16 protein-coding genes and 7 tRNA genes are annotated in these 17,891 nt (G+C 54.7%); 21 read left to right on the top strand and 2 right to left on the bottom strand.

Annotated features, from left to right (window positions below; genetic code table 11):
- From nagA to asnB, 4 genes are all read left to right on the top strand, one after another.
- Positions 1-1,149 (top strand): N-acetylglucosamine-6-phosphate deacetylase, encoded by a 1,149-nt coding sequence (gene nagA / locus GM298_RS19975; protein ID WP_025756352.1) that lies wholly within the window; start codon positions 1-3, stop codon positions 1,147-1,149.
- An 8-nt stretch (positions 1,150-1,157) separates the two neighbouring features.
- Positions 1,158-2,378 (top strand): DNA-binding transcriptional regulator NagC, encoded by a 1,221-nt coding sequence (gene nagC / locus GM298_RS19970; protein WP_025756351.1) that lies wholly within the window; start codon positions 1,158-1,160, stop codon positions 2,376-2,378.
- Positions 2,379-2,423: 45 nt separating this feature from the next.
- Complete coding sequence (gene nagD / locus GM298_RS19965; protein WP_025756350.1) at positions 2,424-3,176, top strand: ribonucleotide monophosphatase NagD; 753 nt, start codon at positions 2,424-2,426, stop codon at positions 3,174-3,176.
- Positions 3,177-3,425: 249 nt separating this feature from the next.
- Positions 3,426-5,090, top strand: coding sequence for an asparagine synthase B (gene asnB / locus GM298_RS19960; RefSeq protein ID WP_025756349.1), 1,665 nt, complete (start codon positions 3,426-3,428; stop codon positions 5,088-5,090).
- On the opposite strand, the gene GM298_RS19955 is transcribed toward asnB, so the two are convergent.
- Positions 5,081-5,275, bottom strand: coding sequence for a hypothetical protein (locus GM298_RS19955; protein WP_025756348.1), 195 nt, complete (start codon positions 5,273-5,275; stop codon positions 5,081-5,083). The two genes, asnB and GM298_RS19955, sit on opposite strands and share 10 nt — an antisense overlap.
- A 42-nt stretch (positions 5,276-5,317) precedes the next feature.
- Here GM298_RS19955 and GM298_RS19950 point away from each other — a divergent pair.
- From GM298_RS19950 to GM298_RS19920, 7 genes are all read left to right on the top strand, one after another.
- Positions 5,318-5,394 (top strand) — tRNA-Met (locus GM298_RS19950).
- A 9-nt stretch (positions 5,395-5,403) separates the two neighbouring features.
- A tRNA-Leu gene (locus GM298_RS19945) sits at positions 5,404-5,488 on the top strand.
- 23 nt (positions 5,489-5,511) lie between these two features.
- A tRNA-Gln gene (locus tag GM298_RS19940) sits at positions 5,512-5,586 on the top strand.
- 32 nt (positions 5,587-5,618) lie between these two features.
- Positions 5,619-5,693, top strand: a tRNA-Gln gene (locus tag GM298_RS19935).
- A gap of 17 nt (positions 5,694-5,710) precedes the next feature.
- Positions 5,711-5,787 (top strand) — tRNA-Met (locus GM298_RS19930).
- Positions 5,788-5,829: 42 nt separating this feature from the next.
- Positions 5,830-5,904: transfer RNA gene (locus GM298_RS19925), tRNA-Gln, on the top strand.
- A gap of 36 nt (positions 5,905-5,940) precedes the next feature.
- A tRNA-Gln gene (locus GM298_RS19920) sits at positions 5,941-6,015 on the top strand.
- Between the two features lie 122 nt (positions 6,016-6,137).
- Here the strand turns inward: GM298_RS19920 and ubiF are convergent.
- Positions 6,138-7,313, bottom strand: a complete 1,176-nt coding sequence (ubiF, locus tag GM298_RS19915) for a 3-demethoxyubiquinol 3-hydroxylase (protein WP_266155120.1) — start codon at positions 7,311-7,313, stop codon at positions 6,138-6,140.
- A gap of 135 nt (positions 7,314-7,448) precedes the next feature.
- Here ubiF and miaB point away from each other — a divergent pair, with 135 nt between their 5' ends.
- The 10 genes from miaB to rihA all read left to right on the top strand — a co-directional run bounded on the left by miaB (position 7,449) and on the right by rihA (position 17,722).
- Entirely contained in the window at positions 7,449-8,873 is a 1,425-nt protein-coding gene (miaB, locus tag GM298_RS19910) for a tRNA (N6-isopentenyl adenosine(37)-C2)-methylthiotransferase MiaB (RefSeq protein ID WP_025756346.1), read from the top strand.
- Between the two features lie 163 nt (positions 8,874-9,036).
- A complete protein-coding gene (locus GM298_RS19905) occupies positions 9,037-10,083 on the top strand; it encodes a PhoH family protein (protein ID WP_025756345.1) in 1,047 nt (348 codons plus the stop codon).
- Positions 10,080-10,547, top strand: coding sequence for an rRNA maturation RNase YbeY (gene ybeY / locus GM298_RS19900; RefSeq protein WP_266155119.1), 468 nt, complete (start codon positions 10,080-10,082; stop codon positions 10,545-10,547). Before GM298_RS19905 ends, ybeY begins: the two co-directional genes overlap by 4 nt.
- Before the next feature lie 89 nt (positions 10,548-10,636).
- Complete coding sequence (gene corC, locus GM298_RS19895; RefSeq protein WP_025756344.1) at positions 10,637-11,515, top strand: CNNM family magnesium/cobalt transport protein CorC; 879 nt, start codon at positions 10,637-10,639, stop codon at positions 11,513-11,515.
- Between the two features lie 5 nt (positions 11,516-11,520).
- A complete protein-coding gene (lnt, locus tag GM298_RS19890) occupies positions 11,521-13,059 on the top strand; it encodes an apolipoprotein N-acyltransferase (RefSeq protein WP_266155116.1) in 1,539 nt (512 codons plus the stop codon).
- Positions 13,060-13,458: 399 nt separating this feature from the next.
- Positions 13,459-14,364, top strand: a complete 906-nt coding sequence (locus GM298_RS19885; protein WP_266155114.1) for an amino acid ABC transporter substrate-binding protein — start codon at positions 13,459-13,461, stop codon at positions 14,362-14,364.
- 155 nt (positions 14,365-14,519) lie between these two features.
- A complete protein-coding gene (gene gltJ / locus GM298_RS19880) occupies positions 14,520-15,260 on the top strand; it encodes a glutamate/aspartate ABC transporter permease GltJ (RefSeq protein ID WP_008501048.1) in 741 nt (246 codons plus the stop codon).
- Positions 15,260-15,937 (top strand): glutamate/aspartate ABC transporter permease GltK, encoded by a 678-nt coding sequence (gene gltK, locus GM298_RS19875; RefSeq protein WP_025756342.1) that lies wholly within the window; start codon positions 15,260-15,262, stop codon positions 15,935-15,937. The genes gltJ and gltK overlap by 1 nt, the downstream gene beginning before the upstream one ends.
- Positions 15,934-16,659, top strand: a complete 726-nt coding sequence (locus GM298_RS19870; protein WP_008501046.1) for an amino acid ABC transporter ATP-binding protein — start codon at positions 15,934-15,936, stop codon at positions 16,657-16,659. The genes gltK and GM298_RS19870 overlap by 4 nt, the downstream gene beginning before the upstream one ends.
- Positions 16,660-16,780: 121 nt before the next feature.
- Positions 16,781-17,722 carry a pyrimidine-specific ribonucleoside hydrolase RihA gene (rihA, locus tag GM298_RS19865; protein ID WP_266155111.1) on the top strand — a complete coding sequence of 314 codons (942 nt, stop codon included), beginning with the start codon at positions 16,781-16,783 and terminating at the stop codon, positions 17,720-17,722.
- The last annotated feature ends 169 nt before the right edge of the window (positions 17,723-17,891 follow it).

Here is a 17,891-nt window from a genome sequence, read left to right as displayed (position 1 = left end):
ATGTACGCTTTAACCCACGGTCGGATTTATACCGGCCATGATATTCTGGATGACCATGCGATTGTTATCGCCAATGGCCTGATTGAACGTGTTTGCCCGCTGGCAGAGCTGCCGCCGGAGATTGAACAGCGCTCACTCAATGGAGCAGTAATCTCCCCCGGTTTCATCGACGTACAGCTGAACGGCTGCGGCGGTGTGCAATTTAATGACTCCGCCGATGCGGTAACGGTCGAAACGCTGGAGATCATGCAGAAAGCCAACGAGAAATCTGGCTGCACCAGCTATCTGCCAACGCTCATCACCAGCAGTGATGACCTTATGAAACAGGGTATCCGTGTGATGCGTGAATACCTGGCCAAACATCCCAATCAGGCACTGGGTCTGCACCTTGAAGGACCATGGCTCAATATGGTTAAGAAAGGGACGCATAACCCGGATTATGTGCGCAAACCGGATGCGGAGCTGGTGGATTACATGTGTGCGAACGCTGATGTGATCACCAAAGTCACGCTGGCACCTGAAATGACCGGCACTGACGTCATCAGCAAACTGGCCGCCGCCGGGATTGTGGTTTCAGCAGGCCACTCTAACGCCACGCTGAAAGAGGCGAAAGCCGGTTTCCGCGCGGGCATTACCTTTGCGACGCACCTTTATAACGCCATGCCGTATATCACGGGGCGTGAACCGGGTCTGGTCGGTGCGATTCTGGATGAGCCAGACGTATACTGCGGCATTATCGCCGACGGTTTACACGTCGATTACACCAACATTCGCAATGCCAAGCGGCTGAAAGGTGACAAGCTTTGTCTGGTCACGGATGCCACCGCACCGGCAGGTGCAAATATTGAGCAGTTCATTTTTGCCGGTAAAACAATATACTACCGCAATGGACTGTGTGTGGATGAAAACGGTACGCTGAGTGGTTCCTCTTTGACCATGATTGAAGGGGTGCGTAACCTGGTGGAACATTGCGGGATTGCGCTTGATGAAGTCCTGCGTATGGCCACCCTCTATCCAGCTCGCGCAATGGGCGTGGATAAACAGCTTGGCGGAATTGCACCAGGTATGGTTGCAAACCTGACGGCATTCACACACGATTATAAAATTATTAAGACCATCGTTAATGGTAACGAGGTCGTCACTGAGTAAGTAAAAGTATGACACCTGGCGGACAAGCTCAAATCGGTAATGTCGATCTCGTTAAACAACTTAACAGTGCGGCGGTATATCGCCTGATTGACCAACACGGTCCAATCTCACGTATCCAGATAGCCGAACAAAGCCAGCTTGCTCCCGCCAGCGTGACAAAAATTACCCGCCAGCTCATCGAGCGCGGTCTGATCAAAGAAGTCGATCAGCAGGCCTCTACCGGGGGCCGCCGCGCGATCTCCATTGTTACCGAAACCCGTAATTTTCAGGCGATCGGCGTCCGGCTGGGTCGTCATGACACCACGCTCACGCTCTACGATCTGAGCAGCAAAGCCATTGCGGAAGAACACTACCCCCTTCCGGAACGCACCCAGGAAACACTGGAGCATGCGCTGCTGAACACCATCGCGCTGTTTATTGAAAGCTGTCAGCGCAAGATCCGCGAACTCATCGCCATCTCGGTGATCCTGCCCGGTCTGGTCGATCCGGAAAGCGGCGTGATCCGTTATATGCCGCACATTCAGGTTGAAAACTGGGGGCTGGTCGACGCGCTGGAAAAGCGTTTCAAAGTGACCTGCTTTGTGGGCCATGACATTCGCTCTCTGGCGCTTGCTGAGCACTACTTTGGTGCGAGTCAGGACTGCGAAGACTCTATTCTGGTGCGCGTTCACCGCGGTACGGGCGCCGGCATTATCTCTAATGGCCGTATTTTTATTGGTCGCAACGGCAACGTCGGTGAGATTGGCCACATTCAGGTTGAACCCCTCGGGGAGCGCTGCCACTGCGGAAACTTCGGTTGCCTTGAAACCATTGCCGCCAACACCGCCATCGAGCAGCGCGTCCGCCATCTGCTGGAACAGGGTTACCAAAGCCGCGTGACGCTGGACGACTGCAAGATAGGCACCATCTGTAAAGCCGCCAATAAAGGCGACGCGCTGGCCTGCGAAGTGATCGAACAGGTGGGACGCCATCTGGGGAAAACCATCGCCATCGCCATTAACCTGTTTAACCCGCAAAAAGTGGTGATCGCAGGTGAAATTGTGGAGGCGGAAAAGGTCCTGCTCCCCGCCATTGAAGGCTGTATTAACACCCAGGCGCTGAAAGCATTCCGCCAGAACCTCCCGGTGGTTCGTTCAAAGCTTGACCATCGCTCGGCGATTGGCGCGTTCGCGCTGGTCAAACGGGCTATGCTCAACGGAATTCTGCTGCAGCATTTGCTGGAAAGTTAATCGGACCTTATAGTAACGCCTTCTTTTTTTGATGTCGGAATGTCCATGACCATTAAGAATGTAATTTGTGATATCGACGGCGTGCTGATGCACGACAACGTTGCCGTGCCGGGTGCTGCGGAGTTTCTTCACCGTATCATCGACAAAGGAATGCCTCTGGTTCTTCTCACGAACTACCCTTCTCAGACCGGTCAGGATCTCGCAAACCGCTTTGCGACGGCGGGTGTCAACGTCCCGGACAGCGTGTTTTATACCTCGGCGATGGCCACGGCGGATTTTCTGAAGCGTCAGGAAGGGAAAAAAGCCTACGTGGTTGGTGAAGGGGCGCTGATCCACGAGCTGTACAAAGCGGGCTTTACCATCACCGATGTCAACCCGGACTTTGTGATCGTAGGTGAAACGCGCTCCTACAACTGGGAGATGATGCATAAAGCCTCTTTCTTTGTGGCTAACGGCGCGCGCTTTATTGCCACCAACCCGGATACCCATGGCCGCGGCTTTTATCCGGCCTGCGGCGCGCTGTGCGCCGGTATCGAGAAAATCTCCGGGCGCAAGCCGTTCTATGTCGGCAAGCCAAGCCCGTGGATCATTCGCGCCGCGCTCAACAAGATGCAGGCCCACTCTGAAGAGACCGTGATTGTCGGCGACAACCTGCGCACCGATATTCTGGCCGGTTTCCAGGCCGGTCTGGAGACGATTCTGGTGCTCTCCGGCGTCTCTCAGCTTGATGACATCGATTCAATGCCGTTCCGGCCAAGCTGGATTTACCCCTCCGTCGACGAGATTGACATTATCTGATACCGAACCACGCCTCAGGGCGTGGTTCTTTATTTTTATGTACGCAAAACATAACCCCATCTAACGAAAAGACACATTTATTGAATAATCATCAATAAATGCGCTCATCACATACGCATTTTTCACTGTTCCGCAAACGCCATTGCACTATTTCCGTTTTCACCCGTAAAACGCTTGCGCGCCCTGCCCCTTTGCGGCATTTTCATAAGCAAGCAACATCACAATGCAACAGGGTTAACGGAGAAGGTTATGTGTTCTATTTTTGGCGTACTGGATATTAAAACTGACGCGGGCGAACTGCGTAAAAAAGCACTCGAACTGTCCCGCCTGATGCGCCATCGCGGCCCGGACTGGTCCGGCGTTTACGCCAGTGACAAAGCCATTCTGGCACACGAACGTCTGTCAATCGTCGACGTCAATGCCGGTGCACAGCCGCTGTATAACGAGAAAAAAACGCACGCGCTGGCGGTTAACGGTGAGATTTACAACCACCAGGCGCTGCGCGCAGAGTACGGTGACCGCTACGCGTTCCAGACCGGCTCTGACTGTGAAGTCATCCTGGCGCTGTATCAGGAGAAAGGACCCGAGTTCCTGGACGACCTTCAGGGTATGTTTGCATTCGCCCTGTACGACAGTGAAAAAGACGCTTACCTGATTGGCCGTGACCATATCGGTATTATCCCGCTGTACATGGGCCATGATGAACACGGCAACTTCTATGTCGCGTCTGAGATGAAAGCCCTGGTGCCGGTTTGCCGCACCATTAAAGAGTTCCCGGCGGGCAGCTACCTGTGGAGCAAAGATGGCGAGATCCGTCAGTATTATCAGCGCGACTGGTTCGACTATGATGCCGTAAAAGACAACGTCACGGACAAAGCCGAGCTGCGCCAGGCGCTGGAAGACTCAGTAAAAAGCCACCTGATGTCTGACGTGCCCTACGGCGTGCTGCTCTCCGGCGGTCTGGACTCCTCCGTGATCTCGGCAATCACCAAGAAATTTGCCGCCCGCCGTGTGGAAGATCAGGAGCGCTCTGAAGCCTGGTGGCCGCAGCTGCACTCCTTTGCCGTGGGTCTGGAAGGAGCGCCTGACCTGAAAGCCGCGCAGGAAGTGGCAAACCATCTGGGGACGGTGCACCATGAGATTCACTTCACCGTGCAGGAAGGTCTGGATGCGATCCGCGATGTGATCTATCACATTGAAACTTATGATGTGACCACCATTCGCGCCTCCACGCCAATGTACCTTATGTCGCGCAAGATCAAGGCGATGGGCATTAAGATGGTGCTCTCCGGTGAAGGCTCTGATGAAGTGTTCGGCGGCTACCTGTACTTCCACAAAGCGCCAAACGCCAAAGAGTTACACGAAGAGACGGTGCGTAAACTGCAGGCGCTGCACATGTTTGACTGCGCACGAGCTAACAAAGCGATGTCCGCCTGGGGCGTAGAAGCACGCGTTCCGTTCCTGGATAAGAAATTCCTTGATGTGGCGATGCGCATCAACCCGCAGGATAAAATGTGCGGCAACGGCAAAATGGAAAAACATATCCTGCGCGAATGTTTTGAATCCTACCTGCCGGCAAGTGTGGCATGGCGTCAGAAAGAGCAGTTCTCTGATGGCGTAGGCTACAGCTGGATCGATACCCTGAAAGAGGTGGCGGCGAAACAGGTTTCAGACCAACAACTGGAAACCGCCAGCTTCCGCTTCCCGTACAACACGCCGGGCTCTAAAGAAGCGTATCTGTACCGTGAGATCTTCGAAGAACTGTTCCCGGTACCAAGTGCTGCAGAGTGTGTGCCAGGGGGGCCGTCCGTCGCCTGCTCTTCCGCGAAAGCCATTGAATGGGATGAATCTTTCAAAGCGATGAACGATCCATCAGGCCGCGCGGTAGGCGTTCACCAGTCTGCCTATAAATAATCAATCATTTCATCATCAGGCCCTGCGGGGCCTGATTTTTTTTGCTCCACTTTTCCTCCGCTAAAACCGATTAATAACCAATAATTGCCGAATATTCGGCCACGCTGTTCGCAACCTAACCAAACAGTCACATTCCCGCCATTTTCGTTGAAAAAGGTGTTGACGCTGCAAGGGTCTATACGCATAATGCGCCCCGCAACGCCGATAAGGTAACGCGAAAAAAAGATGGCTACGTAGCTCAGTTGGTTAGAGCACATCACTCATAATGATGGGGTCACAGGTTCGAATCCCGTCGTAGCCACCATCTTTTTTTGCGGGAGTGGCGAAATTGGTAGACGCACCAGATTTAGGTTCTGGCGCCGCAAGGTGTGCGAGTTCAAGTCTCGCCTCCCGCACCATTCCCGGGTAAGCGTTGCACGGATGGGGTATCGCCAAGCGGTAAGGCACCGGTTTTTGATACCGGCATTCCCTGGTTCGAATCCAGGTACCCCAGCCATATTTCTTCGATTTTGCGGTTCTCCGCGGTATTGGGGTATCGCCAAGCGGTAAGGCACCGGTTTTTGATACCGGCATTCCCTGGTTCGAATCCAGGTACCCCAGCCATCGAAGATTGCAGTACTGGCTACGTAGCTCAGTTGGTTAGAGCACATCACTCATAATGATGGGGTCACAGGTTCGAATCCCGTCGTAGCCACCAAATTTAGATTATCGATTGATTTCGGTAATGAAAAAAAATTGTTGGGGTATCGCCAAGCGGTAAGGCACCGGATTCTGATTCCGGCATTCCGAGGTTCGAATCCTCGTACCCCAGCCAATTTAAAAAGTCGTTAAGCAGTCTGTTTAACGCAATTGGGGTGTCGCCAAGCGGTAAGGCTCTGGTTTCTGATACCAGCATTCCGGGGTTCGAATCCCTGCACCCCAGCCACTTAGTCACAAAAAAGCCCGCTCTGCGGGCTTTTTTGTTTTTGTTGCTCAGAATAGTGCGGCCTGATGCCCCCTCACCCTAACCCTCTCCCCAACGGGGAGAGGGAATAGACGGAGCAAAGATTAGAGCCCCAGGGCGTATTTCAGGGCCTGTCTTTTCAAACCCCCGGCACGCTCTGCCGCCATCAATCCAATATTACGCAGAATGCGCACCGGGGCTAAGTCATTGCTGAACCCGGCATAGAACAGATCCATTCCCGACTGCATGATAAAGTTATCCGCCATACGGCGCGTCTGATACCGCTTCAGGACCTGATGACTGGACCAGTTCTCCGCATGCCCGCGGGCGCTGCCCAGCACATCCAGTAACGCATCGACGTCGCGATACCCCAGATTTACCCCCTGCCCGGCCAGCGGATGAATGGTATGTGCCGCATCGCCCACCAGCGCCAGCTCTTCTCTGGCATACTGCAATGCGTGACGCCGCGTGAGCGGGAACGCCCCTGCGGCAACCGGTATAACATTGCCCAGACGGCTCGGGAAGTTCAGATGAATTTCCCGCTGCAATTGCTCCATTGAAAGCCCCTGCAGCTGGCGAATGCGCGCCGGTTTGTCGTACCACACCAGCGACGCCCAGTTATCGAACAGCGGTAAGAAGGCGTGCGGACCATTCGGGGTAAAGTGCTGCCAGGTGCTCTCTCCCGGCGCATTCTCACACTGAACGGTAATCAACATACAGGACTGCTCGTACTGCCAGGCATGCACCCCGATACCCGCCATCTGCCTGACCTGCGAGTTAGCCCCATCGGCCCCGACGACCAGCTTCACGGCCAGTTCATCGCCGCTGTCGAGCGTCAGCACATAGCCACTCTCGAGAGGGTGCAGCGCCTTCAGCGACGCAGGCACACGCAGCGTCACCTTCGGGTGCGCCTCCAGCGCCTGCCAGAGTGCCCGCTGGAGCACGTTATTTTCCACCATATAGCCCAGGCGCGGTAACTTCAGCTCAGCGGCATCAAACGCGACGTGGGCATTTTCCCACTCCCAGGTTTCAAGACGGCTGTAAGGATGGGCGCGCATCGCCAGCACCGACTCCCAGACGCCCAGCCCCCGCAGCAGATCAACGGACGCTGCGCTGATCGCGGAGATGCGCACATCCGGTTTGGCCGCCGGATCGTAGTGCCCAGGCGCAGCCTGTTCAATTACCGTTACCTCAAATCCCTGCTGCGCCAGCCCCAGCGCCAGCGCGCCGCCGACCATACCGCCGCCGACAACGGCAACTTCGGTGTGTTGGAGTGTCATGGTCAATTTTCCTTATTGCAGAATCCCTTAAGTTTACCGGATTTTTTCGGTCATGAGACACATAACCTTCATACTGGTCACAACCCCACCAAAGCATTACAATACGCGGCTTGCAATCCTGAGCTGAGCAAGTCGATGACTAAAAAACTCCATATAAAAACCTGGGGCTGTCAGATGAACGAATACGATTCATCCAAGATGGCCGATCTGCTGGACACCACCCACGGATACCAGCTGACTGAAAATGCGAAAGAAGCCGATGTGCTGCTGCTAAATACCTGTTCAATTCGCGAAAAAGCGCAGGAAAAAGTCTTTCACGTGTTAGGCCGCTGGAAACTTCTTAAACGAAAAAATCCGGACCTGATCATCGGCGTGGGTGGCTGCGTTGCGTCGCAGGAAGGTAAGCTGATCCGCCAGAGAGCCCCGTATGTGGATATTGTCTTTGGCCCTCAGACCCTGCACCGCCTGCCTGAAATGATCAACAAGGTGCGCGGCGATCGTAGCCCGGTCGTTGACGTCAGCTTCCCGGAGATCGAAAAATTTGACCGTCTGCCAGAGCCGCGCGCCGATGGCCCGACCGCGTTCGTCTCTATCATGGAAGGCTGCAACAAATACTGTACTTACTGCGTGGTGCCGTATACCCGTGGTGAAGAGGTCAGCCGCCCGGCAGATGACATCCTGTTTGAAATTGCACAGCTTGCCGCCCAGGGCGTTCGCGAAGTCAACCTGCTGGGTCAGAACGTTAACGCCTGGCGCGGTGAGAACTACGACGGCACCACCGGCAGCTTTGCCGAACTGCTGCGTCTGGTGGCCGCGATTGACGGCATCGATCGTATTCGCTTTACCACCAGCCATCCGATGGAATTTACCGACGACATCATTGACGTCTACCGCGATACGCCGGAACTGGTGAGTTTCCTGCACCTGCCGATTCAGTGCGGTTCCGATCGCGTGCTGAACCTGATGGGCCGTCCGCATACGGTGCTGGAGTACAAATCCATCATCCGTAAGCTGCGTGAAGCCCGCCCGGATATCCAGATAAGCTCAGACTTTATTGTCGGCTTCCCTGGCGAAACCGCTGATGACTTCGAACGCACCATGAAGCTCATCGGCGAAGTGAATTTTGACGTCAGCTACAGCTTCATCTTCTCACCGCGTCCTGGCACCCCTGCGGCCGATATGGTTGACGATGTACCGGAAGAAGAGAAAAAACAGCGTCTGTACATTCTGCAGGAGCGCATTAACCAGCAGGCCAACGCCTGGAGCCGCCGCATGCTCGGCACCGTCCAGCGTATTCTGGTGGAAGGCACCTCGCGCAAGAGCATCATGGAACTCTCCGGACGTACCGAGAACAACCGCGTGGTCAACTTTGAAGGTACCCCGGACATGATCGGTAAATTTGTGGATGTCGAGATTGTTGAAGTATTGACCAACTCGCTGCGTGCGAAAGTGGTACGTACCGAAGATGAGATGGGCCTGCGTATTGCAGAGTCACCAGAATCGGTGATTTCCCGTACCCGCAAAGAAAATGATTCTGGCGTGGGAATTTACCAGCCTTAATCCTTCAGGCCTGCCTCTTCGGCAGGCCTTGTATTTCCTCTCATCGTCCCCAATATCATCCGCAACGCTTGCGCCTTTATTCTGTGGCGTGAATAATTTCGGTAATGACCGTTTTATTACGTCCTGTCGCAACGGATCAGTTAACCAATCAAAGAGGAACAGTTTGAACATAGATACGCGTGAAATTAGCCTGACGCCCGCAGACAACGCTCGCCTGCTGAGCCTGTGCGGGCCGTTTGATGACAACATCAAACAACTGGAGCGACGTCTGGGTATCGAAATCAATCGTCGCGATAATCATTTCAAACTTACCGGACGCCCTATCTGCGTCAACGCCGCCGCGGACATTCTGCGTAGCCTGTATGTCGATACCGCCCCGATGCGCGGCGAAATTCAGGATATCGAACCGGAACAGATCCACCTCGCCATTAAAGAGGCGCGCGTGCTTGAGCAGAGCGCGGAAAGCGTGCCGGACTACGGCAAGGCCATCAACATCAAAACCAAACGTGGCGTCATCAAGCCGCGGACGCCAAATCAGGCGCAGTACATTGCCAACATTCTTGATCATGACATCACCTTCGGCGTCGGTCCGGCAGGTACGGGGAAAACCTATCTGGCCGTTGCCGCCGCGGTTGATGCGCTGGAGCGCCAGGAGATTCGCCGTATTCTGCTGACCCGTCCGGCTGTGGAAGCGGGCGAGAAACTGGGCTTCCTGCCCGGCGATCTGAGCCAGAAGGTTGATCCTTACCTGCGCCCGCTGTACGACGCGCTGTTCGAGATGCTGGGCTTTGAGAAAGTCGAGAAGCTCATTGAGCGTAACGTAATCGAAGTGGCCCCGCTCGCCTACATGCGCGGCCGTACGCTCAACGACGCGTTCATCATTCTTGATGAGAGCCAGAACACCACTATCGAACAGATGAAGATGTTCCTGACGCGTATCGGCTTCAACTCGAAGGCAGTCATTACCGGTGACGTGACGCAGATCGACCTGCCGCGCAGCACGAAATCGGGTCTGCGCCACGCCATCGAAGTGCTGGCCGAGGTCGACGAAATTAGCTTTAACTTCTTCCACAGTGAAGACGTGGTACGCCACCCGGTGGTCGCGCGTATCGTTAACGCCTATGAAGCCTGGGAAGAGGCAGATCAGAAGCGTAAGGCCGAACTGGCCGCAGAACGTAAGCGCGAAGCGCAGGAGCAAGAACAGAAATGAGTCAGGTGATCCTCGATTTACAGCTGGCCTGTGAAGATAATTCCGGCATGCCAGATGAGGCACAGTTTCAGAAATGGCTGGATGCCGTTATCCCCCAGTTTCAGGAAGAATCAGAAGTCACGATTCGTCTGGTGGATGAAGCAGAAAGCCACGAGCTTAACCTGACCTACCGCGGGAAAGATAAGCCAACCAACGTGCTCTCTTTCCCGTTCGAAGCTCCGCCGGGTATCGAGATGCCGCTGTTGGGCGATCTGATCATCTGCCGTCAGGTGGTTGAACAGGAAGCCAAAGAGCAACAAAAGCCGCTGGAAGCCCACTGGGCGCATATGGTAGTACATGGCAGCCTGCATCTGCTCGGCTACGATCATATTGAAGACGACGAAGGGGAAGAGATGGAGTCCCTTGAGACAGAGATAATGCTTGCTCTGGGCTATGAGGATCCGTACATTGCCGAGAAAGAATAGTCCGTCACCTGACTGACTAACATGCCGCCACGAAAGGAGATTGCGTGGCGGTAAACGTTGAACTAACAAGAGAACCCTTAACAAACGCCATGAGCGACGACAATTCACACAGTAGCGACACGACAACCAGTAAAAAGGGATTTTTCTCCCTCATTCTGAACCAGCTTTTCCACGGCGAACCGAAAAACCGTGATGAACTGCTGGAGCTGATTCGTGATTCCGGGCAGAACGACCTTATCGACGAAGATACGCGCGAAATGCTCGAAGGGGTTATGGACATCGCCGACCAGCGCGTTCGCGATATCATGATCCCCCGATCACAGATGATCACCCTGAAACGCAACCAGACGCTGGACGAGTGCCTCGATGTGATCATCGAATCCGCCCACTCGCGTTTCCCGGTCATCAGCGAAGACAAAGATCACATCGAAGGGATTTTGATGGCGAAAGATCTGCTGCCGTTTATGCGCAGCGATGCCGAAGCCTTCAGCATGGAAAAAGTGTTACGCCAGGCCGTGGTTGTGCCGGAAAGTAAACGTGTGGATCGGATGCTGAAAGAGTTCCGCTCTCAGCGTTACCACATGGCGATTGTTATTGATGAATTCGGTGGCGTTTCCGGTCTTGTCACGATCGAAGATATTCTTGAGCTGATTGTCGGCGAAATCGAAGATGAGTATGACGAAGAGGAAGATATCGACTTCCGTCAGCTCAGCCGCCATACCTGGACCGTGCGTGCGCTGGCCTCCATCGAGGACTTCAACGACGCCTTCGGGACCCACTTCAGCGATGAAGAGGTCGATACCATTGGCGGGCTGGTGATGCAGGCCTTTGGTCATCTTCCGGCGCGCGGTGAGACCGTTGACATCGACGGTTACCAGTTCAAAGTGGCCATGGCCGACAGCCGACGTATTATACAGGTTCACGTCAGAACGCCGGACGATTCACCGGTGCCAAAACTGGAAGAGTAATGTAAATGGCATTTGCCCCACTGTTTGAACGCCAGCGCGTCCGTTTGCTGCTGGCGCTGTTACTCGGAGCCAGCGGTACGCTGGCTTTTTCTCCTTACGATATCTGGCCTGCGGCCATCCTCTCCCTGATGGGACTACAGGGTTTAACCCTGAATCGTCGCCCCGTCCAGGCTGCCGCCATCGGCTACTTCTGGGGGCTGGGGCTGTTTGGCTCAGGCATCAACTGGGTCTATGTCAGCATCGCCCAGTTTGGCGGTATGCCCGGCCCGGTTAACGTCTTCCTGGTGGTACTGCTCGCCGCTTACCTCTCGCTGTATACCGGTTTATTCGCAGGCATCCTTTCTCGCCTGTGGCCCAAAACCAGCTGGCTACGCGTCGCCATTGCCGCGCCCGTGGTCTGGCAACTCACCGAGTTCCTGCGCGGTTGGGTACTGACGGGCTTCCCGTGGCTGCAGTTCGGCTACAGTCAAATTGACGGCCCGCTAAAAGGCCTGGCGCCGGTGATGGGCGTTGAAGCCATCAACTTCCTGCTGATGGTGGTCAGCGGCCTGCTGATACTGGCGCTGGTCACGCGCTGCTGGAAACCGCTGGTGGTGGCGCTCGTATTGTTCGCCCTGCCTTTCCCGCTGCGCTATATCCAGTGGTTCACGCCAGAGCCCGGGCGTGCCATGCAGGTTTCTATGGTGCAGGGAAATATCCCGCAGTCCATGAAGTGGGACGAGAAAGAGCTGCTGAATACGCTGAAGATTTACGCCAACGCCACCGAAGAGGTGATGGGAAAATCACAGCTGATTATCTGGCCGGAGTCGGCGATCCCCGATCTGGAACTCAACCAGCAGCCGTTTCTGAACATGATGAACGATCTGCTACTCGCGCGCGGCAGCACGTTGATTACCGGCATTGTGGATGCGCGTCTGAACCAGCAGAACCGCTACGACACCTACAACACCATCATTACGCTCGGTAAAGACAGCGAATACAGTTACCACTCGACTGACCGGTATAACAAGAATCACCTGGTACCGTTTGGTGAGTTTGTTCCGCTGGAGTCGATTCTGCGTCCGCTGGCCCCCTTCTTTGACCTGCCGATGTCCTCTTTCAGCCGCGGGCCATACGTTCAGCCCCAGTTGCACGCGCACGGCTTTGCTCTGACGGCGGCCATTTGCTACGAAATCATTCTCGGCGAACAGGTGCGGGATAACTTCCGTCCGGACACGGACTTCCTGCTGACCATCTCTAACGATGCGTGGTTCGGTAAGTCGATTGGCCCGTGGCAGCACTTCCAGATGGCGCGCATGCGCTCCCTGGAGCTGGCGCGTCCATTGCTGCGCAGCACCAATAACGGCATTACCGCCGTGATTGGGCCGCAGGGTGAAATTCAGGCCATGATCCCTCAGTTCACCCGCGAAGTGCTGACCACGACAGTCACGCCAACAAGCGGGTTAACGCCATATGCGCGTACCGGCAACTGGCCACTGTGGATCCTGACCGCGCTGTTTGGCTTTGGCGCCGTGTTGATGAGTCTGCGTCAGCGTCGTAAATAACCTTACCTTCTGTTGCCGGGTGGCGCTGATGCTTACCCGGCCTACATTTTTGCTCCCGTAGGTCGGGTAAGGCGTAGCCGCCACCCGACAATCCTCTCCGAATTCATTTCTGGCACGCCTATTGCTTTGTTTATTCAGGTAAACGCAGTTTGGCTTGATGTGCAACTTTGTCGCACCAGCGTAGATCACCGGTAGCACCGAAACGGTGCAACGGGAGATATTTGCCTCTGAATGGTGCGGCGCGCTTCGCAAAAATAAACAATAACGCAGCAAAATCTTTACATTAAGCCAGACTAAATGTTAACAAGCTTGCATAACACTGCACTCGCATCGCGCGAGATATAACAACATCACAATGGGTATCAATGCGTCACTGGCGCTGATAAGAAGGAGTTGGGTATGCAATTACGTAAACTGGCCACAGCAATGCTGGTGATGGGAATGTCTGCTGGCGTGGTCCACGCTGAAGAAGCGCCGGCAGCCGGCAGCACTCTCGATAAGATTGCCAAAAACGGCGTGATCGTGGTCGGCCACCGTGAATCTTCTGTCCCGTTCTCTTACTACGACAACACGCAAAAAGTCGTAGGTTATTCACAGGATTACTCCAACGCCATCGTTGAAGCTGTGAAGAAAAAGCTGAACAAACCTGACCTGCAGGTGAAGCTGATCCCAATCACTTCACAGAACCGTATTCCACTGCTGCAAAACGGCACCTTTGATTTTGAGTGTGGTTCCACCACCAACAATCTCGAGCGTCAGAAACAGGCCGCCTTCTCGGACACCATCTTTGTTGTGGGCACCCGCCTGCTGACGAAGAAAGGCGGTGAGATCAAAGACTTCGCTGACCTGAAAGGGAAAGCGGTCGTGGTCACCTCCGGTACCACTTCAGAAGTGCTGCTGCACAAGCTGAATGACGAGAAGAAAATGGATATGCGCATCATCAGCGCTAAAGACCATGGCGACTCCTTCCGTACCCTGGAAAGTGGTCGTGCCGTCGCGTTTATGATGGACGACGCCCTGCTGGCGGGCGAGCGTGCAAAAGCGAAGAAACCGGACAACTGGGATATCGTCGGTACCGCGCAGTCGAAAGAAGCCTACGGCTGTATGCTGCGTAAAGACGATCCGCAGTTCAAAAAGCTGATCGATGACACCATCGCCCAGGTGCAAACCTCCGGCGAAGCGGAAAAATGGTTCGACAAATGGTTCAAGAACCCGATTCCACCAAAAAACCTGAACATGAACTTTGAACTGTCCGACGACATGAAGGCCCTGTTCAAATCACCCAATGACAAAGCTCTTAACTAATTAGAACAACAGGGGCGGGATCTCCTGCCCTCTCGATTGTCGGGAAGCACGGACAGACTATACGTTGAGTGGTCGTTCCCCACTCAGCACGAAAAATGAGCTTCTCACCAATCTTCGAGGGTAGCGCTGCTACCCTTTTTTTTCTGGAGTTTATTATGTCAATCGACTGGAACTGGGGCATATTCCTGCAACAAGCCCCGTTCGGCAACACCACCTATCTTGGCTGGCTGTGGAGCGGATTTCAGGTTACCGTGGCATTATCGATAACGGCGTGGATTATCGCGTTTCTTGTCGGTTCGCTGTTCGGTATTCTGCGTACCGTCCCTAACCGTTTCCTTTCAACACTGGGCACCCTGTACGTGGAACTGTTCCGTAACGTTCCGCTCATCGTGCAATTCTTTACCTGGTATCTGGTTATCCCGGAACTGCTGCCTGAAAATATTGGCATGTGGTTCAAATCGGAACTGGATCCGAATGTACAGTTCTTTGTCTCCTCGATGATGTGTCTGGGGCTGTTTACCGCTGCGCGCGTTTGCGAGCAGGTGCGTGCCGCCATTCAGTCATTACCCCGTGGACAAAAAAATGCGGGCCTGGCGATGGGGTTGACCCTGCCGCAAACCTACCGCTACGTGCTGCTGCCTAACGCCTACCGCGTGATCGTCCCACCGATGACCTCTGAGATGATGAACCTGGTGAAAAACTCGGCCATCGCCTCAACCATCGGTCTGGTCGATATGGCGGCTCAGGCGGGCAAGCTGCTGGATTACTCCGCGCACGCGTGGGAATCCTTCACCGCAATCACGCTCGCGTATGTTCTGATTAACGCTTTCATCATGCTGGTGATGAACCTGGTTGAACGCAAAATTCGCCTGCCGGGCAATATGGGGGGCAAATAATGTACGAGTTTGACTGGAGTTCTATCGTTCCCTCTATGCCATACCTGCTTGATGGCCTGGTGATTACCTTAAAAATCACGCTTATTGCCATCATCGTCGGTATTGTCTGGGGTACCCTGCTGGCTGTCATGCGCCTGTCGAGCTTTAAGCCGCTCGCCTGGTTTGCAACCGCCTACGTCAACGTTTTCCGTTCCATCCCGCTGGTGATGGTGCTGCTGTGGTTTTATCTGATTGTGCCCGGCTTCCTGCAAAACGTGCTGGGGCTGTCACCGAAAACCGATATCCGTCTGATCTCCGCGATGGTGGCGTTCTCGATGTTTGAGGCCGCCTACTATTCAGAGATTATCCGTGCGGGCATTCAGAGTATCTCCCGTGGACAGTCCAGCGCCGCGCTGGCACTGGGGATGACGCACTGGCAGTCCATGCAGCTCATTATTCTGCCGCAGGCGTTTCGCGCCATGGTTCCACTCCTGCTGACCCAGGGTATCGTACTGTTCCAGGATACCTCCCTGGTCTACGTGCTGAGTCTGGCAGACTTCTTCCGTACCGCGTCCACCATCGGTGAACGTGATGGTACGCAGGTCGAGATGGTGCTCTTCGCGGGAGCGGTCTATTTTGTGATTAGTTTAAGCGCGTCGCTGTTGGTCAGCTGGCTGAAGAAAAGGACGGTACAATGATTTCCCTGAAAAATGTTTCTAAATGGTATGGGCACTTTCAGGTGCTGACCGACTGCTCCACCGAAGTGAAAAAAGGCGACGTGGTGGTGGTGTGCGGACCGTCCGGTTCCGGTAAATCGACGCTGATCAAAACCGTCAACGGACTGGAGCCGGTGCAGCAGGGTGAGATCGTGGTCAACGGCACCAAAGTTAACGACAAGAAAACCAACCTCGCCCAGCTTCGCTCTCACGTTGGGATGGTGTTCCAGCATTTTGAGCTGTTCCCTCACCTCTCCATTATTGAGAACCTGACCCTGGCGCAGGTGAAAGTGCTTAAGCGTGATAAAAAAGCATCGCGCGAGAAAGGCCTGAAACTGCTGGAACGCGTTGGGCTCGCGGCCCATGCCGATAAGTTCCCGGCACAGCTCTCTGGTGGCCAGCAGCAGCGTGTGGCGATCGCCCGCGCGCTGTGTATGGATCCCGTGGCGATGCTGTTTGACGAACCCACGTCGGCCCTCGATCCGGAGATGATCAACGAAGTGCTGGACGTTATGGTTGAGCTGGCACATGAAGGGATGACCATGATGGTGGTAACCCATGAGATGGGCTTCGCCCGTAAAGTGGCCAACCGCGTGATCTTTATGGACGAAGGGAAGATCGTGGAAGACTCACCGAAAGAGGAGTTCTTCGCTAACCCCAAATCAGAACGTGCGAAAGATTTCCTCGCGAAAATCCTGCATTAATCTTCTCAGTGCGCAATCTGCGGATTGCGCACTGCCTCACGCTTTCGCTCACTTCTTCTCGTCGTGTGTCCCATTGCAGCGTTAACCTTGTCACAAAATAACGCTATGAATGGAGAACGCTATGGCACAACCTATTATTTTCGATTGCGACCCGGGTCATGATGACGCGATCGCGCTCGTCCTTGCACTTGCCTCCCCTGAGCTCGATGTCAAAGCCGTCACCTCTTCTGCCGGAAACCAGACGCCGGATAAAACCCTGCGTAACGTTTTGCGCATGCTGACGCTGCTTAACCGCACGGATATTCCTGTCGCTGGCGGTGCCCTCAAGCCCCTGATGCGTGAATTAATTATTGCGGATAACGTGCACGGTGAAAGTGGGCTGGACGGTCCGGCGCTGCCGGAGCCGGGCTTCACGCCGCAAAACTGCACCGCCGTGGAGCTGATGGCAAAGGTGCTGCGTGAGAGCGCGGAACCCGTCACCCTGGTGGCAACGGGACCGCAAACCAACGTCGCGCTGCTGTTGAACAGCCATCCGGAACTGCACGGCAAAATTGCCCGTATCGTCATCATGGGCGGGGCGATGGGGCTCGGTAACTGGACGCCGTCCGCTGAGTTCAACATTTTTGTCGACCCGGAAGCGGCGGAGATCGTCTTCCAGTCCGGTTTGCCGATTGTGATGGCAGGGCTGGACGTTACCCACCGCGCACAGATTATGGCCGACGACATTGAACGTTTCCGTTCCGTGGGTAACCCGGTCGCCACAACCGTGGCTGAGCTGCTCGACTTCTTTATGGAGTATCACAAAGCCGAGAAGTGGGGATTCCACGGCGCACCGCTGCATGACCCCTGCACGATCGCCTGGCTGTTAAAGCCGGAGATGTTTACCGCGGTGGACCGATGGGTAGGCGTTGAGACACAGGGGAAATATACCCAGGGCATGACGGTGGTGGACTACTACTCGCTGACGGGGAATAAACCGAATACAACGGTGATGGTGGATATTGACAGACAGGCGTTTGTGGATTTGCTGGCGGAGAGACTGGCTTACTACAGTGCGCCCTGATGCCCTCACCTCAGCCCTCTCCCACGGGAGAGGGAGCAGACACTAAAAACGGCAACATAGTTGCCGTTTTGCGTTTACCTTGTGCGGCCTGATGCCCTTGTATGTTTAAAGTCACTTCAGTTACCCGTCAACAGACGGGTAAACTGTCACTGAGTTTGACCTGATGCCA

The organism is Enterobacter sp. HSTU-ASh6, assembly GCF_026319105.1.
GTDB classification, from domain to species: domain Bacteria; phylum Pseudomonadota; class Gammaproteobacteria; order Enterobacterales; family Enterobacteriaceae; genus Enterobacter; species Enterobacter sichuanensis.
Note: the sequence above shows the minus strand (reverse complement) of the source record. Positions and strands in the feature narration are given on the sequence as shown.